The organism is Candidatus Chlorohelix allophototropha, assembly GCF_030389965.1.
GTDB classification, from domain to species: domain Bacteria; phylum Chloroflexota; class Chloroflexia; order Chloroheliales; family Chloroheliaceae; genus Chlorohelix; species Chlorohelix allophototropha.
Map to the genome: position 1 here is coordinate 1,918,371 of NZ_CP128400.1, position 23,237 is coordinate 1,941,607.

Here is a 23,237-nt window from a genome sequence, read left to right on the forward strand (position 1 = left end):
ACAGGATAGTAATGGGCGGGCGATGCTTTTGGCGCGGGGTTGCTGGCGCGAATTGTTGCTGCCGGATTGGACAATTTCGATTATAATAACTTCGCGCAGGTGTCGGAAGCCTGTCGTTTTGCAAATGCAACGGGCGCGCTGCCTACTACTCGACCCGGCGCAATTCCGGCGATGCCATCTATCTAATAGAAAGGTGCGACGCTTTCTCAATAATTTTATGGAGAAGTAACTATGTATTGCCATAAATGCCAGTTTGGTTGCGATGAGTCCGATGCCTTTTGCCGCAAATGCGGGGCGGTGTTGGCGCAAGAAGGTCAGTTTAGCGAAACGACTGTTACCGCTCTGGAGGTGGTAGAATCGCGCTTGCCAGTCAAAGCCGCCGCCCGCAAATTGCCCACGTATCTAGCGAAGGCGGGAGAGTTGCTTGCCAGCGAAACCGGGCAGAAGTTGGCAAAGGGCGCGATGGTGGTTGCGCTCAGTGTTGCCGCCGAGATTATTGATCAGGCGGTGAAGCAGGACAAGAAGCGCAAGTTGGCGCGTATGTCTCCCGGTGATGTGGTGCGTTCGCTTAGTCCGCTCGATAACGGCTTTACTCCTCCCACTTTATCAAACGGTGTGAGTGAAACTTATGATTATTTTTATGAACGTTGGATAATTCGCCGCACTATCCGCCGTGATTAAAGCTAAAGGCAGGTAGAAATGATTATTGGCGAAAAGATCAATTTGCGCCCCTATAACCGCGAAGATGTACGACAATTTGCAGCTTTGACAAATGACCTTTCTTATAGTAGTGAATTCAATTTTTTTGGGTTGCGTTCTCCTGAAATGGTGGAACATTCTTTTGAGGAGGATGGTTTTCTGCATTTCCAACGGGGGCGGTTGGTGGTGACGATACCGGAAGGAACGGTAGTCGGGATGGTCAGTTATCATCTGTTAACCTACGGACCAAACGACGGCAGCCGGGTTTATAACATCGGTATCACCTTGATGCAAGAGCAGCGCGGCAGGGGTTACGGCACAGAAGCGCAAAGCTTGTTGGCACATTATCTGTTGGCGACCTATCCGATTATGCGGGTAGAAGCTACCACCGATGTGGAGAATCTGCCGGAGCAACGTTCGCTGGAAAAAGCCGGGTTTACCCGTGAAGGTGTGCTGCGGAAGGCGCAATGGCGCAACGGGGAACACCGCGACATCGTAGTCTACAGCAAGTTGAGGGGCGAATAACGCTCGTTCCTTTTTCCCACAATCCGTTGGAGCAAGCATAGAGGCAAGTAGCAGTTTGGCAGGTTAGCTTACGGCTGTTATACTGGTTAGTGAATTAATTAACAAATAGATTTGAACTATAGATGAGGGATTGTAGTATGGGTGCAATTGACGAAGTTCTCAAAGCCAATTTGAATTATGTGCAGAATTTCTCAGGTCAGGACTTGCCGCTTGAACCGGCACGACATCTGGCGGTAGTGGCTTGCATGGATTACCGGATTAATATCGAGCATGTATTGGGCTTGAAAAACGGTGATGCCAACATCATCCGCAACGCCGGGGGCTTGGTGACGGACGATGCGTTGCGCTCGCTGCTGGTATCCACCCATATGCTAGGGGTGGAAGAGATTATGATTATCAACCATACCGAATGCGGTATGCTCAAGTTCAAGGACGAAGATTTGCTGTCCCGCTTGCAACGCAATTCCGGCACTGCTACGGTTTCGCCTGCCGCTTTCTATGCTTTCTCCAATCTGGAAGAGAACGTGCTGAATCAGATGCAACGGGTAAAGTCGCACCCATGGATAGCGAGTGGGATAACAGTGCGCGGCTTCATCTACGATGTAAAGAGCGGGCGGCTGACCGAGATACGCGGCTGATTATAATAATAATGTACCCTACCAACTCATCTTCTTTTAATAAATGACACAAGTCGATTTAACCTGGTTTACACTATTGCTGATTTAATTTATAAATACTTAATTTAATTATGTGACTAAACTTATTGCTTATTGTTTGAATTTGAGAGATAATAGAAGGCATATGAAAACTCCCGGCTAAATGTTATTATAGATAAGCTTTTTTAAGAGTTTCAAAATGCAACACTTTGAACAAACTACAATATCATCAGCAAATAATAAGAAATACGAAGACCATAACGCCACTGAGAATATTTCTTCACTAATTTTGCAAGAAGTTTTAGAAAGCACCACCAACCCCTGCTTCTCTTTAGATAGAAATTACTGCTATACCAGTTTCAATAAAAGTCACGCCCAACTTATGCAAAGGTTGTATGAGGTTGAAATCCAGTTGGGACAAAACCAGTTGGATTGTATAACCAGCGAAGCAGATCGCGAGGTTGCCAAATATAATCTCGACCGCGCTTTTAGCGGTACGGCAGGAAAGGTGGAGACTTCTTTCGGCATAGATGAAAATCATCGCCATTATTTAAAGGTTATCCATAATCCCATCAGAGATTCTAGCGGGGCAATCATCGGCGTAGTGGTATTAGCGCTGGATTTGAACGACCAAAAACAGATTGAGAATAACCATAGGGAAGGTGAAGAACGCCTGCACATGGCGTTGGAGGCGGCAAAACAAGGGCTTTATAATCTGGATTTAGTAACAGGTCAAGGCGTTATCAATCGCGAATATCTCAGCATGCTTGGCTACGAACCTTCCTCGCTGATTGAAAGCCTAGACTCGTGGGTTAAGCTTTTGCATCCCGATGACCTACAGCATAGCCTAAAGGTGCTGAACGACTGTATTGTCGGTAAACTCACCGAGTACAGGATGGAATACCGCATGCGCACCAAAGAGGGCAACTGGAAGTGGATTCTTTCGCTCGGCAAAGTGCTAGAGCGAGATGCGGATGGAAAAGCCACGCGCCTGATCGGTACGCACACCGATATTACGCCGCAAAAAGCGGCTGAAACGCGTATCCTCAAATTGAGCAATATGTATGCTGCCCTCAGCCAGACCAATCAGGCGATAATTCGGATTCAAGAGCGTGAAACATTGTTCAAGGAAGTTTGCCGCATTGCCGTAGAATTTGGCGGCTTGAGAATGGCGTGGATCGGGATGCCTGAACCCGATGGGGAATATATAGTTCCGGTGGCAAAGTTTGGCGAAAGTCTGGCTTACCTTGACTCTATTAGGATTGCGGTTAACTCGAACGTACCGGAAGGGCGTGGGCCAGCCGGGGTTGTTTTTCATTCAAACCGCCATTACATTTGTAATGATTTTTTTAACGACCCTATAACCTTACCGTGGCGCACAAGCGCAGCGACATTTGGGTTCCGGTCTGTAGCTGCCTTCCCGCTGGTATTATCCGACAAGGTAATTGGAATATTAACCCTTTATTCCGGCGAAGTGGGGCACTTCGATGATGAAATAGTCCAATTGCTGGATGAGATGGTATTGGACATTTGCTTTGCCTTGACTCATTTTAAAAATGATGAAGCACGCGCTCGTACCGAAGAAGCTTTGTACAAGAGCGAAAAGCTTTTCCGATTCCTGACTGAAAACGCCGCCGACATGATTTTCCGCGATAAGCTTGACGGTTCAATTGAATATATCTCCCCGGTTTGCCGCACCTTATTGGGTTACGAACCGGAAGAAATGTTAGGGCGACTATCAACTGACTTTTTCCATCCTGAAGATAAAGAAGCCATATATAAAAACCTCCGCACCAAAACTTACAGTACCGCGGTAATCCCTCTTAGTCACCGGATGCGGCGTAAAAACGGCGAATATATCTGGGTAGAAACCAATATTCAGCAGATAGTTGACCCTATTTCCGGCAAACCCTCGTATTTTGTTGGGGCATCCCGCGATATTACCGAGCGAGTAAAAGCGGAACAGGCATTGCGCGAGAGCGAGGAACGCTTCCGCCTTGTCGCCGCAAGTTCCAGCGATATGATTTGGACGATGGATATGGAGGGCAATTTCACCTATGTCAGCCCTGCCATAGTGCAACTTAGCGATTATACGCCTGAAGAAGTTTTAAAACTAAATGTAAAAGACACCATGACCCCCCAATCTGCCGCAATTATCCAACAGGGTATGATAGAAACTATCAAGTCTGTAAAAAATGGGACTTACAAGAGGCAGGGGAAATTATTCATATTGGAGCAATACCGCAAGGATGGCAGTATGGTATGGACGGAGGTTTCTGCCAACCTACTGCTTGATGCGACCGGGAATATCAGAGGCTTTCTGGGTATCACCCGCGACATAACCGAGCGGTTAAAAACCGATGCTGCCTTGCGAGAGAGCGAGGAACGCTTCCGCCTTGTCGCCGAAAATTCCAACGATGTGATTTGGACGATGGATATGGAGGGCAAATTTACCTATGTCAGCCCTTCCGTATTTCAACTCAGAGGCTATACCCCCGAAGAGGTTATGCAACAAACGGCAGACGAATCGTTGACTCCCGAATCTGCCGCAATTATGCGCCAGCGGTTGACTGAAGTAATTAAAGCTATTCAGACAGGTACTTACAAGAGGCGCAAGAACTTGTATCAGTTGGAGCAGCCCTGCAAAGATGGCAGCACCGTCTGGACAGAGGTTTCTGCCTGCGTGATGGTTGATGATACAGGGAATATCAAGGGCTTTCTGGGTGTTTCGCGAGACATTACCGAGCGGTTAAAAGCTGAAAAAGCCTTGCGCGAGAGCGAGGAAAAATATCGGCAAATTTTCGAACTGGACAATGAAGCTATATTCCTAGTTGAGCAAGCTACCGGCTTAATTCTGGATGCCAATGATTCTGCCACCAAAATTTATGGTTATACCAAAGAAGAATTTAAGGCTTTACGCAATACTGATATTTCGGCGGAACCGGAAAAAACACAGGAACTGACTTCTAACAGAACTTTTGACAGTATGCTAGTGCCGCTGCGCTATCACCGCCGCAAGGATGGCTCAATTTTCCCCATCGAAATGGCGCTGCGCATCTTTGATTTAAAAGGTAAGTCGGTATTCGTGGTGGCTGCTCGCGACATCAGCGAGCGGTTAAAAGCCGAAGAGGCATTGCGTAACTCGGAAGAAAAATTCTCCAAAATCTTTAACGCCAGCCCGGCAGCGATTATAATTACCAGCGCTGAAGGGCAGATTGTCGATATTAACCCTAGCGCACTCAAACTTTCAGGCTACACTCGCGAGGAAAGTATCGAGCATAACGTCATGGAGCTTGGCACATGGCCTGAGCCTGAGCATAGAGCATACATCGGTAATATGCTGCTTAAGCAGGGTTATCTTCATCAGGTTGACACTACCTACCGTATAAAAAACGGGGATATTCGCCGTGTGCTGGCTTATTACGAAATCATAGAACTCGCCGGAGTTAAACGAATTCTGTCGATGATTAATGATGTGACCGAAATCAAACATGCCGAAGAAGCCCTGCGCAACTCGGAAGAAAAATTCTCCAAAGTCTTTAAATCCAGTCCCTTGCCCATTATAATCTCAGGGTTGGAAGATGCCCGTATTCTGGATGCCAATCAGCAAGCGCTTGATTTCTTTGGCTACGCTAGAGAAGAATTTATCGGACATACCGCCGCTGAGCTACAAATGTGGGTAAAACCTGAACTCAGGGATATGGCGGTTGAGCAGATAAAAAAACAAGGCTATATTCATAATTTTGACAACGAGTACCGCCTTAAAAGCGGTGAAATCCGCAGTGTAATAGCTTCCTTCGAAATAATTGAACTCGATGGCAAGCCTCAAGTTTTGTCGGTATTGAGCGACATTACCGAACGCAAGCGGGCGCAAGATGAATTGACGAAGAATAGGGAACAACTTTTCCAGGCTCAAAAAATGGAAACGGTAGGCAAGTTGGCAGGCGGAGTGGCGCACGATTTTAACAATCTGCTAACCGTTATACAGGGCTACATTGATATATGGCAGTTCAGTTTAGACGAGGATGACCCGCATCGGGAAGAGCTAGAGGAGATCAATAAAGCCACGCAGAGAGCTACTGCGCTGACTCGCCAATTGCTGACATTGAGCCGCCGCCAAGTAGTGCAAACCAAAGAGATAGATTTAAATGAGCTAATAAGAAATTTGGAAAAGATGTTGCGGCGCGTGATCGGCGAAGATGTAGAATTGGTATGTGAACTAGAAAAAAGCCTCGGTAAAGTAAAAGTAGACCCCGGTCAGATAGAGCAAGTTATTTTAAACTTGTCGGTTAATGCCAGAGATGCGATGCCCAAAGGAGGCAGGTTAAAGCTCAAAACATATAATTTTGAGGTCAATAATGATTATGCCGACAAGCATATAACAATAAAGACCGGCTCTTATATTGTGCTGGAAACAAGCGATACAGGCAAAGGCATGGATAAGGAAACCTTGAGCCATATCTTTGAACCATTCTTTACTACCAAAGAAACGGGGAAAGGAACTGGGTTAGGGCTTTCCATTGTTTACGGGATTGTGCAGCAGAACGAGGGGCATGTGTGGGTGTATAGTGAACCCATGCTAGGCACAACTTTCAAGATTTTTTTACCTAGCCTGAAAGAGGCAGGAAATGTTCCCACCGAAGCGACTGCGGAATCCAGCGCAAAGGTGACCGGCACGGAAACTATTCTGTTGGTGGAAGATGATGAAGCGATTCGCAAGCTGGCGGTGCGGTTATTACGCAACAACGGCTATAAGGTGCTGGAAGCGGGAGATGGTATTGCCGCCCTGAAATTGGCACAGGAATATGATGCTAAGATTCATCTGCTGATAAGCGATGTTGTAATGCCCCGGATGGGGGGACCTGAACTAGCCGAGGAGATTAAAAGCTTAATAAGCGGCTTAAAAGTGCTTTTTATGTCGGGTTATACCGGGGATTTCGATATTGATGGAACACTATTGCCCGAATCTACCTATATTCATAAGCCCTTTACCACAGAGGAATTTTCTCGCAAGATTCGCGAAGTCCTAGACGCACCCTTACCAGAAACGGAGTAGTCCTTGTGCGTGAGCTAAGGACGGGGGCTTTTGCTGCGATCTTTGAACGTACCGATTATAAGACCAAGCATTGCCCCCAAGCCGGTTAATGCCCAACTTCCGGTTGAAGAGGTGAGAGCGAAAACCACTACTGAGCTACCCATGCCGAAGGATATACCCCACAGCAGCCATAACTCGGTATTAGTGTATTTACGTTTCATCGAATTGAGTCCTTTCCTTTGTAACTATTCACCCCCTAACCCCCTCAAGGGGGAAAGGAGAGAGGGAGGAGTTATAGGGGACACCCCTATGACCCCGGCGGGGAAATTCCCCTGCCCCCTTTTTCGTTAATTCGTCTCAAGGAATGAGTAGTTACTTTCCTTTAGCCCTAATCGCACAAAATATTCAACGCCGGATAGCCTTAATTGTACTATAAAGCCCCACCGGAACGATACTGCTATCCTGACGATTAGGCTTGTATCTTGCGACTAAGCGGCTATGGGCAAGAGGACGTACCGAGCATGTAGGAAATTTCCCCACTTCTAGAAAGTCGTTTTGTACACCAATACCCTTTCGATATTACGTCTTGGGGATATGTCTTAAGAGAGAGTCGCCAGCGCTTGCTCCAAATCTGCCAGCAAGTCGCGGATGTCCTCGCAGCCCGCACTGAAGCGAATGAAGCCTTCCGAGATAATATCGCCACTCCAACGCGCCCGCCGTTCCGCGCTGGTGTGCAAACCGCCGAAACTGGTAGCTTCGTACACCAGTTTGCAATTTGCCAGAAACTTTTCGGCTTGCTCCCGACTCGCCAGCGTAAAGCTCACCACCGGACCGTAATAACTCATTTGGCGCACGGCAATGGAATGGGCAGGGTCTTCCGGCAAACCGGGATAGCGCACTTCCAGCACTTCCGGGCGGCGCGAGAGAAAGTGCGCAATTGCCAGCGCGTTGTTGCACTGCCGCTCCAAGCGCAACGCCAACGTACCAAGCGAGCGATGCGCCATCCACACTTCCATCGGACCGGGGATTGCGCCCTGTTGGGTGCGCCAAGCGCGAACCTTGCTGAGCAAAGTTGAATCCTTTGCCGCCACATAGCCAAGAACCAAATCGCTATGTCCGGTGAGAGCTTTGGTGGCGCTGGCAACCGAAAAATCCGCGCCCAATTCGAGCGGCTTTTGCCCCAACATAGTAGGCGTGGTATTATCCACCGCTACCAACACACCCTGAGCATGTGCCGCTTCTGCCAGCATGCGAATATCGCACACCTCAAGACCCGGATTACTAGGCGATTCGAGCCAAAGCAATTTCGCGCCCTCCAAATGGGCGAGTTGAGCATTGCCGCGCGTGGAGGCAAGCTGCACCCTTACACCCATTTCTGCCAGATAGCCCTGCGCAATCACCCGCGAAGTGTAATATGAGTCGGAGGGTAGCACCAGTGTATCGCCGGGGCGCAGCAGCGTACCAAAAATTGAGGCTACCGCAGCCATACCGGAAGGGAAAACCACCGCCTCGCCCCCTTCCAATTCTGATAGCGCTTGCTCGAACTGATTCCAAGTGGGATTGTTGAAACGGGCGTAGGTATAGGGTACGGCGGAGGGGTCGCCTGCCGCATGAAAAGCTGAGGCAAAAACGGGTCCTTGCAAAAACGCTTCGCCCTGCACCGCTTCCGGCACACCCGCGCGGGTCACTCTGGTTGCATCGTACATAGTATTATCTCTTTCCGCTTGCTGACCGAATATTCACTTGTGCCATTATAGCCCATTGAAATTCGCTGAGGAAAGTAATATAACTGAAGTGACAGGGTGCGAGTTAATAGGGGTGTACCCCATTGGAGACATTAAATGAGTAATATTCAGCATGTATTTTATGAACTGGAAAAGCACAAAGCCGCGCTGTCCGAACTAGAAAATGCTGCCGAAGTGTATGGCTATCTACAAGTGCCGCAAGCGTTGGTGGAAAAAATGGAACGAGAGATGCTGGCGATAGCACAGCTTGAGCGCGAACTGGTACTGCGCGGGCATTTGCAAGTGCCGGACGATATCAGGATAAAGCCGCTTAACCAACCGCCGCTCTCCGATTCTGCGTCTTCCTCCACCTTTACACCCGATTCGCGTGAGTTGCCGTCACAATTCCTCACTTTTGTGATTATCTTGCTAGTATTACTGATTGCGTTGCTACTGGCGTTGCTGCTTTTGCCGCACTAGGGGCGTTTTTAGACAAATCTTATACTTTTATTATCACTTCTTAATTCTAAATTAACCTAAAATTCACTTTATTTAGTTAATATTATAACAAGTTTGCGACAGTTGCTTAATGCCCTGTAACTTTAGGTTACCCCTATAAGGAGAGCCATTCGGTTATGAAACCCAGATATTTTATTGATGCCCATAAATTGGCGACTCCGCTAGTTATTTTGCTAATGATAGCGCTGTACGAACAGTGGAATAATTATACTGCGTGGGCGTATCTCGCCATGCATGGCACTTATTGTCTGCTATGGGTGCTGAAAAGCCGCCTTTTCCCCGATAGCCATTGGGAGCGTCGCCTTTCGCTAGGGCGCTGCCTTTTCATTTGGCTGATACTGTCACTCTACTGGATCGCGCCGTGGTTCATCACTGCCGGACATGTTGAAGCGCCCCCGTGGTTGCTGGCGTTATGTATCAGCCTGTACATTCTGGGAATTTTCTTGCATTACTCCAGCGATATGCAAAAATACACCAGCCTCCAATTGCGCCCTACCGAGTTGATTACCGAAGGGCTGTGGAGTAAGGTGCGTAATCCCAATTATACCGGAGAGTTTTTGATTTACCTCAGCTTTAGCATTATGCCGCTACACTGGCTGCCCCCGCTACTGCTGGCGGGCGTGATAATATTCGTGTGGTTGCCGCAGATGGTACGCAAAGACCGCTCGCTATCGCGCTTCAGCAATTTCAAAGAATACAAGGCACACACCAAACGAATGTTTCCTTTTCTTTTTTAATGTCGGGCGAAGGCTGCACCCTTCGCCGACACTGATTCAACTTTTCAGCCACAACGCCCTCCCTTTATAAGATTTAATGTTGAAATTTGTACAGCAATTCTCCCAAAGCTGAGCTAATTGGGACAGATTTAGCGTTTATTAAAATTACAAATGATGATTATTAATAAATTAGCTAAAACTAAGTGGAATCGAGGAAAGCGGCAGTGAAAAAATGGGATGAGGTGGGCGCGATACTGGAAAGAGAGTCGGCGGGTAGTCTGAGCAATCAAAGTGGAATTTATCTTCATTTTGTCAAAGAAGATTACCTGCGGGTGCAGCGGTATCTTGAGCAAAGACTGAAGTTTGCCGAGGCGATATATGGAACTGAACACATAAAGGTTGCCGCTTGTCTAAACAATTTGGGGATGTTGCGCTACGGAATGAGCGATTTTGTAGCAGCCCGGCAGTTATTAGAACGTGCCCACCGCATAGTGGAAAAGCATTTTGGCGAGAACCATCCCCAAGTTGCTATGAGCCTCAATACGCTGGGGCGGACGCTTCACGATATGGGCGAATTGGAAGCAGCACAGCAACCGCACAAGAAGCAATGGCACATCGTTTGATTACCGCATTTTTCAAAAATCATTAAACTGCCTTTAACATATTTATCAACTGTAGTATGTAGTTAATGCTACAATTTGTTTACCATTATTTTAACCTGAGTCGGATATAATTACTCCTGTAGAAGTAGTTTAGCAAGGAGGCGACTCACATGAAACGGTTACGTAAAACTGCCGTGATGTGCGGAATAACCGGGGTTTTGCTAGTTTTTTCCGCTTATCCGGTCTATGTTGGAATACACGAGACTAACCCGTTGATGGGATTCGCCGCTGAAATCTTTTTCGGAGTACCGGTAATAATAATATTGTCTGCCCTACTGCTGGAGTTTAGTACTGCTAAAGCTGAGGGAATCGCCTTATTACTGGTAGCCATACCGGGCCTGTTGTTTCAGTGTGCGTTCTTGTCGCAGGTTTCTGGTGTTTGGAGCTTACCTATCGTGCCGGTGATTCTATCGCTGGTAGGCGTGCTGTTGCTGGTAGGGGGCGGCGCGCTGGCTTTCACGGCGCAGCGTCAGCTAAACCGGCGCACCTTTATAGTTAATGAGTTGTAGTGGTATAACAAACCAACCTGAACAGTCCCGGCATCGGTCGTGAAGTTGCGACCTTGCCGTTCAGGTTGGTTTTTATGTGCTTGCCGCCAGCCCGGAAGCGCCAGCATCACCCTCGAATAATCTTTTTGCTTCTGGCGAGAGGTTCAAGCCTCTTGCTTTTTTTTATGCTTTTTAACCGGAATGTTTACCCGCCCGCGCTACAATTTAGATAGTGATAGGTCACCTCTGCAAGCATTTTTTATGGCTGTGGAAAGAGAAAAAGCGATGAACAAAAGACATGAAGCAGGTATCTGGTGTGGCACAGCGGGAGGCGTTTTGCTGCTGGTAGCCTGTGTGCTAGGCATTGACCGTCTTTCTCCGCTTTGGGGACTTTACACCATGCTCTATTTTGCGCTACCGGCGCTGGCAAGTTTGCTGTGTGTATTAATTGCTTTGCGCTTGCCGCGTACCGGGGGGGTATTGCTGATAGTGCTGGCGTTGCCGGGTCTGCTCAACCTGACGCTGGCGAATAATAACTACACTGTCGAACTTTACCAAGGGGTAGCGATGGGAGGCGCGTTGCTGCTGGCGTTGGGAGGTACACTCACTCTCGTCTCCGGCATACATCAACGCCGACATATGACTTTCAACTGAGTATTGTCAGGCAATCAGGGCTGTTTAAGCGGTGGGGCGGGTTTGAGCAATTCGTTTATAGCCGCCCTAATCGCGGGGTTCTGGTGACGATAGAGCAGCAGCACTTCGCGCAATATCTCGGTTTTTCGTTTATCGCGTCCAGTTTTGCTTGCCGCTAACATCTCCTTCAACAAATCCTCGCTGTCGCCCGCCACTATGCCAAGCGCGAGGTAGCGATATAAATCATAGTGACGGGTGACGGCAAGAAAATTTAATAGGAAGGGGTGGAAGTGGCTACCCTCTACGTGGGTCAACAACAAATCGAAAAGCCCAATCAGCAACGCCTCGTTACCCAACGCGCCGTATTTCTGCACTAGCAAATCCACCAACGCAACGGGCAAGCGCGTCAGACTTCGCAAACATTCTGCCGTAATTTCGGCAATCTTCTCGCCCTCCTGTATCGCATAATAATAGAGCGGTAGCAAATTGTGCTGCATCGCCAACAGCTTTACCGCCGTCAGGGCGGGTTCGCCCGACATGCGCGAGGTTTCGGGGTCTGCCAACAGCCGGGTACAATGAAATGCCGCGATGGTCTCATCCACCTCGAACAACACTTTCAAAGCAGCGGCTCGCAGGTGTGCACCTTGCGCATCGTGCAACGAAGGCATCTTCTCGTAGGTACAGGCGGCGCGTTCCAGCAGGGGCAAATCTTCCGCCACCGCCAGCGTGTGTAAAGCCTTGAGAATAGTAGCCCGCAGAAACGCACCCGAATCAAGTTTCGTCCCGTCCGCCTCATAGCGTCGGTACAACGCCAGCAACGCGGGACGCGCTTCCGGTAGCGGGTAATCCGTCAGCGCCCGCAACGCTGCCTCTAGCGTTTGTCGCTTGCGCTCGCTCTTGAGCAACTCAACGGCGTATAGCGCCTGCTCTCGCGGAGCAGCTTTCAGACTTAGCAACTTTTCCAGCTTTGCGTCCGGCTTCACGTTAGCCGCCATCCTGCCTCCCTTTCGTTAAATTAATTCCCTTCTCTATCATACCGCAAAAAAGGGGGGTTTCAGCCCCCTTCAAAATCTATTCCTTCTTATCATCGCCCGGTCGAATAATCACCAGATCGCCCTCACCCCACATAAAACGGCTTCTCCGCTCAGGGCTGATGCCAGATTCTTTCTTAGGTGGGTGTTTCTGCTCATCGCCATCTTGTGCCGATTCTTCCGGTTTGTCGGTTTCGGAATCGGGTGGGGTTAGTTCCTTGTCTTCAGGCATTTGTATATGACTCTTGATTAATGTAAAAGATTATTTTTCGAGTTCGTTTAAACGCTTTTCGAGATAATTAATATTTTCTAAAATGTGCTGTTTCTCGATCTCTAAATAAGCAGGTGAATGAACAAAACCAAATGCAGCTAACTTCCTATCAATTATATCAAGGTTCATTCTATTATTTTTTAATGCATCTTTGACACTTCTTATAGAATTTTCGTTTAAATCATTTCTTGCCTGTGCACAAACTTTTAAACCTTCTTGTGTAATAGTAAATGCAAAAATATCCAAATTTCCAGTAAGATAATTTATCTTGTTAACATATCCTAGCGAAATCAGGCTTCGTAAGGCTCTTTGTAATTTGGCTATATCAAATTGAAATTCTCTGATGATATTTTCAACATAAAATTGGTTGAAGCCCTCTTCAAGGTAATGATCATAAACACTTAATAATATTTGCCCAGAATCTGTATTCCAATTCATTAATTAGATTTCCTACAATAGTCATAAGCTAGGATTACTATCCATCTTATTCAACAATTCTTGGAAACATTAAGGTTTTGGTCGCTTAAATAGTAGAATTGGATCGCCGCTAAAACCGTTGGAAATGAGCGCCAATTCATAACCTAATAACTCCCAACCTTCCTCCCCAACCCTGTTCAATTCCTCAACCAATGATTTGGTAGATTTCTTCCAGTTAGGTACAGCAATACCATTTATATATTTTATGCTACCTCCTTTCCAATTATTTTCCAGATCAGCACCTGTCCCAGCATAACCAACCACCCAAGTCATATATTCCCACTTTTGCATTTCGCTGCTCCATCGATAAATAGTACCAAGCACAACTCTAATACAGTTAAATATTAATATTAAAATCATAAAATTTTATCACAAAACCACCGAATTTACTATATCATTTTTCCTTAATTTAAAATTAAAAAAGGAGGGCGGTTAAACCCTCCTACCGTTAAACTTTATTTGAAGAGTCTACCCCTTAACCGAACCTGCCAGCAACCCGCGTACAAAGAAGCGTTGGAGACCAAAGAATACGGCTAATGGCAACAACATCGAGATAAACGCGCCGGAAGTCAGCAAATACCAGTCCTGACCGCGTGAACCAACGATATTGGCTAGGCGCATGGTCAACACCTGCGTACCCTGCGATGAACCCAAGAAGATTAACGCCACTAAGTAATCGTTCCAGACCCACAAGAACTGGAAAATCGCGAAGGAAGCCAACGCCGGAATCGAAAGCGGCAAAATCAAGCGCGTGAAAGTGGTAAATTGGGATGCGCCGTCTATTTGCGCCGATTCCAGAATCTCGCGCGGCAAGGTGCTGATATAGTTATAGAGCAGATACGTTGCCAGCGGCAGACCGAACCCGGTATGCGCCAACCATAACGAAAGGTATGTACCTGTGATTCCCAAACTGGTGTAATCTTTGAGAATCGGTATCAAGGCGACCTGTAGTGGTACTACCAGCAACGCCACCACCAACGCAAACATCAAGCCACGACCGGGAAAACGCAACCATGCAAAAGCATAAGCCGCACACGCCGCGATAAGAATTGGAATAACCGTTGAGGGAATGGCTACCACCAGAGTGCTGATAAAAGCCCCGCTGAGGTCTTGCCCCTGATCGGTCTTTTCCACGCCATCGGCAGTTTTATAGGTATATTGCTGTCCTACCAACACGCTTGAATAGTTTTCAAGGGTGAAATTTGCGGTGGTAGTCCAATTTTGCTCTTGCACCGCCACAGTCCGCGCCCGGCGATTATCCCATTTAATTTGCTTGCCATCGGGCAATTTATAGCCGGCGCGCATCTGGTCATCGGAAATAGTCACCCCTAAATCGGACACCACAATCGGTTGGTCTAGCGGCAACCCGGCGGTAAGCTGTATCGTGCGAGTAGTGGCATACTCAAGGTGAGGGAATACTTGCCACCAACCGGAAGTATTAATGTCATCTCTGGTACGCACCGAAGAAATCAGCAAACCAAGCGTTGGAATTACCCACAATATGCAAATTAGGATTAACGACCCATTCACCAGAATACCGGAAGTGATTTTTGAGCGTTTTGAACCTGCGGTTCTTGCTCTTGCTGCGACTGCCATTAAAATGCCTCCGTCTTGCGTAACTGGCGCAGATTGTAAATCATCACCGGTAACACCGCGATGAATAAGACAATCGCAATCGCTGAGCCATAACCAAAGTTACGGTTGGTAAAGAATTGGCGATAGAATTGGGTTGCCACCACTTCGGTGCCGTACTGACCGCCCGTCATTACAATCACCACATCGAATATTTTCAAAGTGAAGATAGCAATAGTGGTAGTTACGGTAATAATCGTCCCCTTGATTAGAGGGATAATAATCCCAAAGAAAGCCTGTACCTCCGAAGCGCCGTCAATCCGGGCGGCTTCGAGCAAATCTTCCGGCACACCCTTCAAGGCTGCCGAGAAAAGCACCATCGCATAGCCGGTCTGCATCCAGACCAACACTATGATTAGGAAAAAGGTATTCCACGGCTCTTGTGCAAGCCACGCCTGCGGTTGTCCTCCCAAAGCCACCAACACCGCATTCAAAACCCCGATTTGAGGTTGGTCAACCGGCTGGTAAGCAAACATAAAACGGAAAATCACGCCCGCTCCCACAAATGAAATTGCCATTGGTAGGAAGATCAAGGCTTTGGCAAAATTCTCGAAAGAGCTACGATCTGCCAACACTGCAATCAACAGTCCTAAAACAACGCAAAGCCCGGTGCCAAGAACCAGCCAAAGCAGGTTGTTCTTAAATGACTCCAACATCTGACGATCGGTGAAAGCGGATTGATAGTTGTCTAGCCCTACAAAATTGGTAGAACTGGCATCAAAGAAACTCTGGTAAAAAGTACGCAGCAAAGGTATCAACAAGAACCAAGCCAGAAAAGCTACACCGGGTCCTACGAAAATATAGGGCTGGATTCTTCGGCGCACATCATTTGGCAAAGCTTCTACCAACATATTGGAAACTGTGAACAACGAGGCGACCCCACCTACACCCCAGACAATGGCAAAAATTGCCTTAAACCAGTTTTGCGCATCTGGGAAGAAATCACCGCGTAAAAACAGAAAGCCCCACCAAAGCACCACTAGAGTAACTAACAAGCCTAGTAATGAAAGAAAAAACTGACCGGGTTCCCAGCTTTTCACATGTGGCGTTGAAGTCTGCCGAGGATCTATTTCGGTCGTGGGTTGCATTTCAACTCTCCTATTAAAAGACAGCGCACGGTTTGTTTGAAAAATCAGAAAGGAAATTAACTTGTCACAAATTAAGGAGCAAAATTATATAGTGGGATTCGATTGTTGGTTTCTTTTTGGACAAGTGATAATCAAATATACACTATTTTTACAAATTTGGTAATTAGCGGCACTTTTTACTTTTTAATTGAGCGAGAAGAGTCTGTGCCGCTATTGATAGCGAGTGACACCCTGTTAAAAAGGTGACACCCGTTGTACAAACCGTTTGTGGAACTACTTCTTAACGCTTGCCCAGCCAGCTTGCGCTTCAGCCAGAGCAGCATCAATATCTGCCGAGCCACTCACATAATCGGTCATACCCTTCCAGAAGGTACCGGAACCGACTGCGCCGGGCATGTTGTCCGAACCATCGAAGCGAACGGCTTTAGCATCGAGCAGAGCCTGTTGAACCTTCTTGTCATTCGGATTGGTAATTACCGAAATTTGCGAGTCATTGTGAGGAGAGAGAGCGCCGCCAGCGGCAACCCAGCCTTTTACACCATCAAAGGTGGAGAAGTACTGCATTACAGCGCGGACTTCAGGACGATCGGCGAATGCTGTCATAGTATCACCAGCAAATTCCAGCGGATTGCCAAACGTAGTATCAATCGCGGGCAGTACGAAGAAATCGTAATCCACGCCACCTACTACACCCGGCTTCGCTTTTTCGAAGAAGGTGGTGATAAAGTTACCTTGATTGTGCAACCAGCACTTAGGCGGATTCTGAAGCATCGGAGTAGGAGAATCGCCAAAGTTGGTGCTGACAATCTGCTTGCGTCCACCGTAAACATACTTGTCATTGAACCAAATGCTAGACCAAGTCTGTACTGCCTTCTTTACTTCGGGAGAAGTGAAGGGCAATGTACCGGCAACCCATTTGTCATAGTTCTCCAAAGTGGTGGTGCGCAGCATCATTTGCTCAGTCCAGTCGGTCGCGGGCCAACCGGTAGCAGTACCGCTTTCGATACCGATACACCACGGTGCATCGCCGTCTTTCACGATCTGATCCATCAGGGTCGTAAGTTCAGCCCAAGTAGTCGGAACTTTGTAACCGGCAGCATCAAAAGCCTTTTTGGGATACCATACCAGACTTTTAACGTTAACCCGCTGGAAAATACCACCTAGAATCTTGCCGTTGGGTCCATCTACAGTATCAGAATCAAGGTAACCCTGATTGTAGTTCTGCTTCAGCCAAGCAGGATTGATCATTTTGTTAAGATCCATAACTTTGCCGGACTTGGCAATACTTGCCATTAAACCGGGCTGCGGGAAGTCCGCAATGTCAGGCGGATTGCCACCTTCAACGCGCACGTTGATGGTAGTTTCAAAAGTTTTGTCCCCAGTGTACTGAATGTCAATACCGGTAGCATCTTTGAACGCCTTCATGGAGTTGTTAAACTTAATTTCATCGTCAGTAGTGAAGGGACCAAACATAGTAACCTTGGTGCCTTTGTATTTACCGGCAAAAGCATCTACCAGTTCCTGACCAACTTTGCTGTAGTCAGTTTTACCGGCAGCAGCAGCGGTTGTCGTTGCAGCAGCGGTTGTCGTTGCGGCAGCAGTAGTTGCGGCGGCGGTCGTCGTTGCAGCAGCAGTGGTCGCAGCAGCAGTGGTTGCAGCCTTAGTAGCGGCAGCAGTTGTAGCCGGAACTGGCGTAGCAGTATTATCGCCGCAAGCCGCCAACGCCAATGTCAACATGGAAATAACCAGCAAGAAAATACCCCAGCGATTCCTCATACGGGGTTTCGGGCTAGATACCATCATTCGCATCCTCCTTGAAAAGAAACTGATGGTTGAGCTTATAACAAATAATGGAAGCGTTTCCATAATGGGACATTTTTAAATTATCATTTATAACAACACTTGTCAATAGTTCATCGGATATTAATCCATTTGATTTATCTATACCTGAAATGAAATGCCCTCACAGGCTCAACTTGCAATAAACGGTTGCGGAATATTTTGTGTTTTCAAATCTTTACAAGGTGTTAAAGCCATGCTAGAATTATAAATATTGGAAGCCTTTCCACCAATTAACCTAGCACAAGATTCCTTTATTACGTAAAAGTTGGTAATTTGTCATGGCAGTTACAATTGTGGATGTAGCGCGTGTAGCAGGGGTGGGTGTTGGAACAGTCTCGCGGGTGCTTAACAATAGCGAAGCGGTAAAAGAAAGCACTCGGCAAAAAGTTCTGGCAGCAATTGCGGAACTGAACTTCTCGCCAGACCCTATCGCCCGCTCAATGATAACCCGGCGCACCGGAACGGTCGGCGTTATCATGCCCTTTGTAACGCGCTTCTTCGGCAGTGAAGTTTTGCGGGGATTAATCAATGCTGCCACTAAACAGGGCTATGAACTGGTAATCTATAACGTTGAAGATAATAAACAACGTGAGCATTATTTTCTCAAATTGCCCATGCTACGGCGGGTTGATGGGCTGATAATTGTTTCGCTCTCGCCTGAAGAAGCCATCGCCCAGAGCTTTCATAAAAATAACCTGCCAACTGTAGTGCTGGACGGCTATAGTCCGTTACTAACCTCAATTGTGGTTAATAACGTAATGGGCGCGTATCAGGCAGTAAAACACCTTATCGACAAAGGACATCGCCGCATCGGCTTTATTAACGGGATTGTCGAAGGTAGCTTCAAATTCAATCAGGCAAACGATCGCCTTATCGGAGTACATATGGCGTTGTCAGATGCCGGAATAGAGTATGACCCTTCGCTGATGCTTGAAACTGAGTGGAATCGGGCGGGCGGGCGCAGCGCCGCTAAGCAATTGCTAGAATCTCCAGAGCCTCCCACTGCGATATTCGCCTCCTCAGATGTACAGGCGGTGGGCGTGTTGGAAGCAGCGCGCAATCACGGTTTGCTGGTGCCGCTTGACCTCTCGGTAATAGGCTTTGATGGAGTTGAACTCTCAGAAATTATGGAGTTGAGTACAATCCAACAACCAATGCAACTTATGGGTGAACTCGGTTTTACTAAACTTTTGAATCAAATCGAAAATAAAACAAATGAGGTCGAGTTAATCCGGCTTGAAACGGCGCTGGTGGAGAGGAAAACTACCGCTGCCCCTTTAAGTGCTGTGAACTAATAGATTCCGCTATGCGCCTTCAAGTTGATTCCTCCAGACAATAAATAAATCTTGGGAGGCAATATTTCTAATATGTCTAACGCCGCTTATATGCGCCCCAACACTCGAAAAGCTTATACTAGCTTTGTCGATAAACTCAATAAAAAGCTTCAGAAAATTGCCCAAGCGTGGAATCCACGCGACCGTGACCTGTTTTTAATTCGGCTTGAACGCTACTTTGCCGATTTTTACGAACCGCTGGCAAGTCTTTACCAGTCCCGACCCGATTTTGAAGAGCAGTTCATGGCGTTAGCCTCCTTAATTATCGCCGCCTATGCGGAACGCCCTGAGCCGCTCAAAAAACTGGACGTGGAACGAGAAATAACCCCCGATTGGTTTCAGCGCGAGTCTATGGTGGGCGGGATTTACTATGTTGACCTTTTTGCTGGCACGCTCAAGGGTGTGCGCGAAAAAATGCCCTACCTGCAAGAGCTTGGCGCAAATTATATCCACCTGATGCCCTTGCTAAAACCGCGAGAGGGCGCAAATGATGGCGGTTATGCCGTTGAGGATTATTGCGCGGTAAATCCTGAGCTTGGCAATATGGACGACCTCGAAAATCTCGCAACGGAATTACATTCTAACAATATGAGCCTGTGTATTGATTTGGTGGTAAACCACACCGCTAAAGAACACGAATGGGCGCGGCGAGCGATGGAGGGCGACCCTAAGTATCTGGATTACTACTTCACTTATGATGAGAGTACCTTGCCGGATGCCTACGAAAAAACGTTGCCTGAAGTATTCCCCGATTTTGCGCCGGGCAATTTTACCTGGTATCCGAATATGGCAGGCAAGGGGAAATGGGTTTGGACGACCTTTAACGAATTTCAGTGGGATTTAAACTATACCAACCTGGCGGTATTCTGCGAAATGCTCTCCTATATGTTCTTTCTGGCAAACAAAGGGGTGGATATTTTACGGCTGGATGCCGTTCCCTTTATGTGGAAGCGCATGGGTACTAACTGCCAGAACCAGCCCGAAGTTCATGAACTGCTACAAGCTTTTCACTCCTTGATGCGTATTGTTGCGCCTAGCGTCATTTTCAAAGCAGAAGCTATTGTTGCCCCGCAAGACTTGATTCATTATCTGGGAACGGGGCGACATACCGGGAAAGAATGCGAACTAGCGTATAACAACTCGCTGATGGTGCTGCTATGGAGTACCCTTGCCAGTCGTAAAGTAACTATCATGACGCATACCCTGCTAAATATGCCCGCTACTCCGGTGGGCACAACTTGGGTTACCTACGTGCGGTTGCATGATGACATCGGTTGGGCAATCACCGATGAAAACGCGCAAGCAGTCGGCGAAAACGGCTTCTTGCATCGCAACTTCCTAAACGAGTTTTATTCGGGGAAATTTCCCGGCTCATTCTCGCGCGGAGAACTTTTCCAATATAACCCGGCTAACGGCGATGGGCGCATGAGCGGTATGACCGCGTCATTGGCAGGACTGGAGAAAGCGGTTGAAAAGGGCAATCCCCGCGATATTGACCTAGCAATACGGCGAATATTGTTACTCTACAGCATAATTTTCACCTACGGCGGTATTCCATTAATCTATATGGGCGATGAACTAGGGCTGTGCAACGATAAAAGTTACCTGAAAAACCCGCTAAAAGCCAACGACAACCGCTGGATGCACCGCCCCGCTATGCCTTGGAAGGTGGCAGCCCGCCGCCACGATGCCGAAACGGTTACAGGGCGTATTTTCAAAGAGATGAAACGCATGATTACTATTCGGCAGCAAACGCGCCAATTACACGGCGCCTCTACCGCCTATCCGCTATGGACTGATAACGAGCATGTATTTGCTTACGTGCGCCAACACCCCGCGCATGGAAATATGGTGGCGTTATGCAACTTCTCTGAATTCCCTGTTACCGTGGGCGCAAATATCCTGATGGAGCAAAAGTTAAGCTGGCCCATCCGCGACATCAGCCAACCGGATAACCCGCCTCTCAGGATTGAATGGGGCAGGCTAGCGCTCCAACCTTACCAATTTTTGTGGCTGATTTCGGAAGATGAGTTGAATCAAGGGTAGGGATGCGCCCGGATTTTCTGAAATTATTGTGGATGCTGTAATGAAAAGGGTATAAACCAATGGCAGAAGTTATTCCTTGGTATAAAACTGCAATTTTTTACGAAGTGCATGTTAAGACTTTCTATGATGCCACCAATGACGGCATCGGCGATTTTGAAGGGCTAAGGCAAAAGCTGGATTATCTGCAAGAGTTGGGGATTGATTGTATCTGGCTCTTGCCCTTCTATAAATCCCCGTTGCGGGATGACGGCTACGATATTTCGGATTATTACGCGCTAAATCCCAATTTTGGGACATTGGCAGATTTCAAAAATTTTCTGGAAGAAGCGCACCAACGCCATATGCGGGTGATTACCGATTTAGTGGTGAACCATACCTCCGACCAACACGCTTGGTTTCAGGAAGCGCGGCGCGACCCGCACTCCGCTAAGGGGCAGTATTACGTGTGGAATGATAACGACCAGAAATACGGCGGGGCGCGTATCATTTTCACCGATACCGAGCGCAGCAACTGGACATGGGATGACGAGGCGAAGGCGTATTATTGGCATCGCTTTTTCTCGCACCAACCCGACCTGAATTTCGATAATCCCGCTGTGCAAGAGGAATTGCTCAACGTAATGCGCTACTGGATGGATATGGGCATTGACGGCTTCCGCTTGGATGCAGTGCCTTACCTGTTTGAGCGCGAAGGTACTAACTGTGAGAATCTGCCCGAAACGCATGCTTACCTGAAAAAGTTGCGCAGCGAAATAGACAAACATTATAACGACAAAGTTTTGCTGGCAGAAGCCAATCAGTGGCCCGTGGATGTGCGCCCTTATTTTGGGGAGGGTGACGAGTGCCAAATGGCGTTCAACTTCCCCATCATGCCGCGCCTTTATATGGCAATTAAAAAAGAAGAGCGCACCCCGATTGTTGATATTATGAGCCGTTTGCCCGAAATTCCGGCGAATTGCCAATGGGGTCTTTTCTTGCGCAACCATGACGAGCTAACCCTCGAAATGGTTACGGACGAAGAACGCGCCTTTATGTACGAGGTGTACGCCCCCGACCCGCGCCACAAAATAAATGTGGGTATTCGCCGAAGATTAGCGCCTCTGCTCGATAATGATCGCCGAAGGATTGAGCTATTAAACAGTCTGCTTTTCTCCCTACCCGGTAGCCCGATTCTATATTATGGGGATGAAATAGGGATGGGCGATAATGTGTATCTGTATGACCGCAACGGTGTGCGCACCCCTATGCAGTGGAACGCCAACCACAACGCGGGATTTTCCACCGTCGATTCGGCACAACTCTATTCTCCGGTTATCGAAGACCCGGTTTTTGGCTACAAATGGGTGAATGTAGAAGCGCAGCAGCACGATCCGTCATCGCTATTAAACTGGGTGAAGCAGTTAATTAAACTGCGTAAGCAATACCCCGTCTTTGGCTTAGGAGAGCTTGAATTTCTCTATCCTGAAAATAAAAGCGTGCTGGCGTATATTCGCCGCGATAAGGACACCCGTATTCTGGTAGTAAACAACCTTTCAAGCGCTCGCCAAAGCTGCGAACTGGATTTGCGCCGATTTGCCGGGTCTGTTCCGGTTGACCTGATAGGCGAGGTGGCTTTCCCGGCAATCGGAGATGCGCCCTACTCAATCAGCGCCGAGCCGTTCGGTTATTACTGGCTCAAACTTTAATTCACCCCCTAGCCCCCTCAAGGGGGGGAAATGAGGGAGGAATTTATAGGGGACACCCCTATTACCCCGGCAGGGGGTTTCCCCTGCACCCTTTTTCGTTTGTTTTGTACCTAGCCTGAGTTGTTACTAGAAGAAATGGTACAGTCGGGGGGCTAAAGCAAACTCTCTCATGGT

21 protein-coding genes and 1 pseudogene are annotated in these 23,237 nt (G+C 47.7%); 13 read left to right on the forward strand and 9 right to left on the reverse strand.

Going from position 1 to position 23,237, the window contains the following annotated elements:
- Positions 1 to 27 precede the first annotated feature (27 nt).
- The 5 genes and pseudogenes from OZ401_RS20830 to OZ401_RS20850 form a co-directional block, all read left to right on the forward strand.
- Positions 28 to 186: pseudogene (locus OZ401_RS20830) on the forward strand (carbohydrate kinase); the annotation flags it as partial.
- Between the two features lie 45 nt (positions 187 to 231).
- Positions 232 to 681, forward strand: a complete 450-nt coding sequence (locus OZ401_RS20835) for a hypothetical protein (RefSeq protein WP_341470452.1) — start codon at positions 232 to 234, stop codon at positions 679 to 681.
- 18 nt (positions 682 to 699) lie between these two features.
- Entirely contained in the window at positions 700 to 1,224 is a 525-nt protein-coding gene (locus OZ401_RS20840) for a GNAT family N-acetyltransferase (RefSeq protein WP_341470453.1), read from the forward strand.
- Positions 1,225 to 1,361: 137 nt separating this feature from the next.
- Positions 1,362 to 1,862 (forward strand): beta-class carbonic anhydrase, encoded by a 501-nt coding sequence (locus OZ401_RS20845; protein ID WP_341470454.1) that lies wholly within the window; start codon positions 1,362 to 1,364, stop codon positions 1,860 to 1,862.
- Positions 1,863 to 2,079: 217 nt separating this feature from the next.
- Positions 2,080 to 6,936 (forward strand): PAS domain S-box protein, encoded by a 4,857-nt coding sequence (locus OZ401_RS20850; RefSeq protein ID WP_341470455.1) that lies wholly within the window; start codon positions 2,080 to 2,082, stop codon positions 6,934 to 6,936.
- A 14-nt stretch (positions 6,937 to 6,950) separates the two neighbouring features.
- Here the strand turns inward: OZ401_RS20850 and OZ401_RS20855 are convergent, their stop codons facing one another.
- Positions 6,951 to 7,136: a hypothetical protein gene (locus tag OZ401_RS20855; protein WP_341470456.1), complete on the reverse strand. Its 186-nt coding sequence runs from the start codon at positions 7,134 to 7,136 to the stop codon at positions 6,951 to 6,953.
- A gap of 378 nt (positions 7,137 to 7,514) precedes the next feature.
- A complete protein-coding gene (locus OZ401_RS20860; protein ID WP_341470457.1) occupies positions 7,515 to 8,621 on the reverse strand; it encodes a cystathionine gamma-lyase in 1,107 nt (368 codons plus the stop codon).
- 135 nt (positions 8,622 to 8,756) lie between these two features.
- Here OZ401_RS20860 and OZ401_RS20865 point away from each other — a divergent pair, with 135 nt between their 5' ends.
- From OZ401_RS20865 to OZ401_RS20885, 5 genes are all read left to right on the forward strand, one after another.
- Complete coding sequence (locus OZ401_RS20865) at positions 8,757 to 9,119, forward strand: hypothetical protein (protein ID WP_341470458.1); 363 nt, start codon at positions 8,757 to 8,759, stop codon at positions 9,117 to 9,119.
- Positions 9,120 to 9,274: 155 nt separating this feature from the next.
- A complete protein-coding gene (locus tag OZ401_RS20870) occupies positions 9,275 to 9,895 on the forward strand; it encodes a DUF1295 domain-containing protein (RefSeq protein WP_341470459.1) in 621 nt (206 codons plus the stop codon).
- A 203-nt stretch (positions 9,896 to 10,098) separates the two neighbouring features.
- Positions 10,099 to 10,497, forward strand: a complete 399-nt coding sequence (locus OZ401_RS20875; RefSeq protein WP_341470460.1) for a tetratricopeptide repeat protein — start codon at positions 10,099 to 10,101, stop codon at positions 10,495 to 10,497.
- A 149-nt stretch (positions 10,498 to 10,646) separates the two neighbouring features.
- Positions 10,647 to 11,045, forward strand: coding sequence for a hypothetical protein (locus OZ401_RS20880; RefSeq protein ID WP_341470461.1), 399 nt, complete (start codon positions 10,647 to 10,649; stop codon positions 11,043 to 11,045).
- Positions 11,046 to 11,309: 264 nt separating this feature from the next.
- A complete protein-coding gene (locus OZ401_RS20885; RefSeq protein WP_341470462.1) occupies positions 11,310 to 11,678 on the forward strand; it encodes a hypothetical protein in 369 nt (122 codons plus the stop codon).
- A gap of 14 nt (positions 11,679 to 11,692) precedes the next feature.
- Here OZ401_RS20885 and OZ401_RS20890 read toward each other — a convergent pair whose 3' ends face one another.
- The 7 genes from OZ401_RS20890 to OZ401_RS20920 all read right to left on the reverse strand — a co-directional run bounded on the left by OZ401_RS20890 (position 11,693) and on the right by OZ401_RS20920 (position 17,959).
- Positions 11,693 to 12,652 (reverse strand): hypothetical protein, encoded by a 960-nt coding sequence (locus OZ401_RS20890; RefSeq protein ID WP_341470463.1) that lies wholly within the window; start codon positions 12,650 to 12,652, stop codon positions 11,693 to 11,695.
- A gap of 76 nt (positions 12,653 to 12,728) precedes the next feature.
- Positions 12,729 to 12,920, reverse strand: a complete 192-nt coding sequence (locus tag OZ401_RS20895; RefSeq protein ID WP_341470464.1) for a hypothetical protein — start codon at positions 12,918 to 12,920, stop codon at positions 12,729 to 12,731.
- A 30-nt stretch (positions 12,921 to 12,950) separates the two neighbouring features.
- Positions 12,951 to 13,397, reverse strand: coding sequence for a hypothetical protein (locus tag OZ401_RS20900; protein ID WP_341470465.1), 447 nt, complete (start codon positions 13,395 to 13,397; stop codon positions 12,951 to 12,953).
- Positions 13,398 to 13,466: 69 nt separating this feature from the next.
- Positions 13,467 to 13,727 (reverse strand): hypothetical protein, encoded by a 261-nt coding sequence (locus tag OZ401_RS20905; protein WP_341470466.1) that lies wholly within the window; start codon positions 13,725 to 13,727, stop codon positions 13,467 to 13,469.
- Positions 13,728 to 13,904: 177 nt separating this feature from the next.
- The gene (locus tag OZ401_RS20910; protein WP_341470467.1) at positions 13,905 to 15,032 is read right to left on the reverse strand and encodes a carbohydrate ABC transporter permease; all 1,128 of its coding nucleotides are present in this window, start codon (positions 15,030 to 15,032) and stop codon (positions 13,905 to 13,907) included.
- Complete coding sequence (locus tag OZ401_RS20915; protein WP_341470468.1) at positions 15,032 to 16,156, reverse strand: carbohydrate ABC transporter permease; 1,125 nt, start codon at positions 16,154 to 16,156, stop codon at positions 15,032 to 15,034. The genes OZ401_RS20910 and OZ401_RS20915 overlap by 1 nt, the downstream gene beginning before the upstream one ends.
- A gap of 273 nt (positions 16,157 to 16,429) precedes the next feature.
- A complete protein-coding gene (locus OZ401_RS20920; protein ID WP_341470469.1) occupies positions 16,430 to 17,959 on the reverse strand; it encodes an ABC transporter substrate-binding protein in 1,530 nt (509 codons plus the stop codon).
- 317 nt (positions 17,960 to 18,276) lie between these two features.
- Between OZ401_RS20920 and OZ401_RS20925 the strand changes: the two genes are divergently transcribed.
- From OZ401_RS20925 to treS, 3 genes are all read left to right on the forward strand, one after another.
- Complete coding sequence (locus tag OZ401_RS20925) at positions 18,277 to 19,293, forward strand: LacI family DNA-binding transcriptional regulator (protein WP_341470470.1); 1,017 nt, start codon at positions 18,277 to 18,279, stop codon at positions 19,291 to 19,293.
- 72 nt (positions 19,294 to 19,365) lie between these two features.
- Positions 19,366 to 21,378 (forward strand): alpha-amylase family protein, encoded by a 2,013-nt coding sequence (locus OZ401_RS20930; protein ID WP_341470471.1) that lies wholly within the window; start codon positions 19,366 to 19,368, stop codon positions 21,376 to 21,378.
- A gap of 59 nt (positions 21,379 to 21,437) precedes the next feature.
- A complete protein-coding gene (gene treS / locus OZ401_RS20935; RefSeq protein ID WP_341470472.1) occupies positions 21,438 to 23,063 on the forward strand; it encodes a maltose alpha-D-glucosyltransferase in 1,626 nt (541 codons plus the stop codon).
- Positions 23,064 to 23,237 lie beyond the last annotated feature (174 nt).

Bases quoted from the DNA above. Each gene is read 5' to 3' on its own strand.
- OZ401_RS20835 (WP_341470452.1), top strand. From the start codon at position 232: ATGTATTGCCATAAATGCCAGTTTGGTTGCGATGAGTCCGATGCCTTT.
- OZ401_RS20840 (WP_341470453.1), top strand. From the start codon at position 700: ATGATTATTGGCGAAAAGATCAATTTGCGCCCCTATAACCGCGAAGAT.
- OZ401_RS20845 (WP_341470454.1), top strand. From the start codon at position 1,362: ATGGGTGCAATTGACGAAGTTCTCAAAGCCAATTTGAATTATGTGCAG.
- OZ401_RS20850 (WP_341470455.1), top strand. From the start codon at position 2,080: ATGCAACACTTTGAACAAACTACAATATCATCAGCAAATAATAAGAAA.
- OZ401_RS20855 (WP_341470456.1), bottom strand. From the start codon at position 7,136: ATGAAACGTAAATACACTAATACCGAGTTATGGCTGCTGTGGGGTATA.
- OZ401_RS20860 (WP_341470457.1), bottom strand. From the start codon at position 8,621: ATGTACGATGCAACCAGAGTGACCCGCGCGGGTGTGCCGGAAGCGGTG.
- OZ401_RS20865 (WP_341470458.1), top strand. From the start codon at position 8,757: ATGAGTAATATTCAGCATGTATTTTATGAACTGGAAAAGCACAAAGCC.
- OZ401_RS20870 (WP_341470459.1), top strand. From the start codon at position 9,275: ATGAAACCCAGATATTTTATTGATGCCCATAAATTGGCGACTCCGCTA.
- OZ401_RS20880 (WP_341470461.1), top strand. From the start codon at position 10,647: ATGAAACGGTTACGTAAAACTGCCGTGATGTGCGGAATAACCGGGGTT.
- OZ401_RS20885 (WP_341470462.1), top strand. From the start codon at position 11,310: ATGAACAAAAGACATGAAGCAGGTATCTGGTGTGGCACAGCGGGAGGC.
- OZ401_RS20890 (WP_341470463.1), bottom strand. From the start codon at position 12,652: ATGGCGGCTAACGTGAAGCCGGACGCAAAGCTGGAAAAGTTGCTAAGT.
- OZ401_RS20895 (WP_341470464.1), bottom strand. From the start codon at position 12,920: ATGCCTGAAGACAAGGAACTAACCCCACCCGATTCCGAAACCGACAAA.
- OZ401_RS20900 (WP_341470465.1), bottom strand. From the start codon at position 13,397: ATGAATTGGAATACAGATTCTGGGCAAATATTATTAAGTGTTTATGAT.
- OZ401_RS20905 (WP_341470466.1), bottom strand. From the start codon at position 13,727: ATGCAAAAGTGGGAATATATGACTTGGGTGGTTGGTTATGCTGGGACA.
- OZ401_RS20910 (WP_341470467.1), bottom strand. From the start codon at position 15,032: ATGGCAGTCGCAGCAAGAGCAAGAACCGCAGGTTCAAAACGCTCAAAA.
- OZ401_RS20915 (WP_341470468.1), bottom strand. From the start codon at position 16,156: ATGCAACCCACGACCGAAATAGATCCTCGGCAGACTTCAACGCCACAT.
- OZ401_RS20920 (WP_341470469.1), bottom strand. From the start codon at position 17,959: ATGATGGTATCTAGCCCGAAACCCCGTATGAGGAATCGCTGGGGTATT.
- OZ401_RS20925 (WP_341470470.1), top strand. From the start codon at position 18,277: ATGGCAGTTACAATTGTGGATGTAGCGCGTGTAGCAGGGGTGGGTGTT.
- OZ401_RS20930 (WP_341470471.1), top strand. From the start codon at position 19,366: ATGTCTAACGCCGCTTATATGCGCCCCAACACTCGAAAAGCTTATACT.
- treS (WP_341470472.1), top strand. From the start codon at position 21,438: ATGGCAGAAGTTATTCCTTGGTATAAAACTGCAATTTTTTACGAAGTG.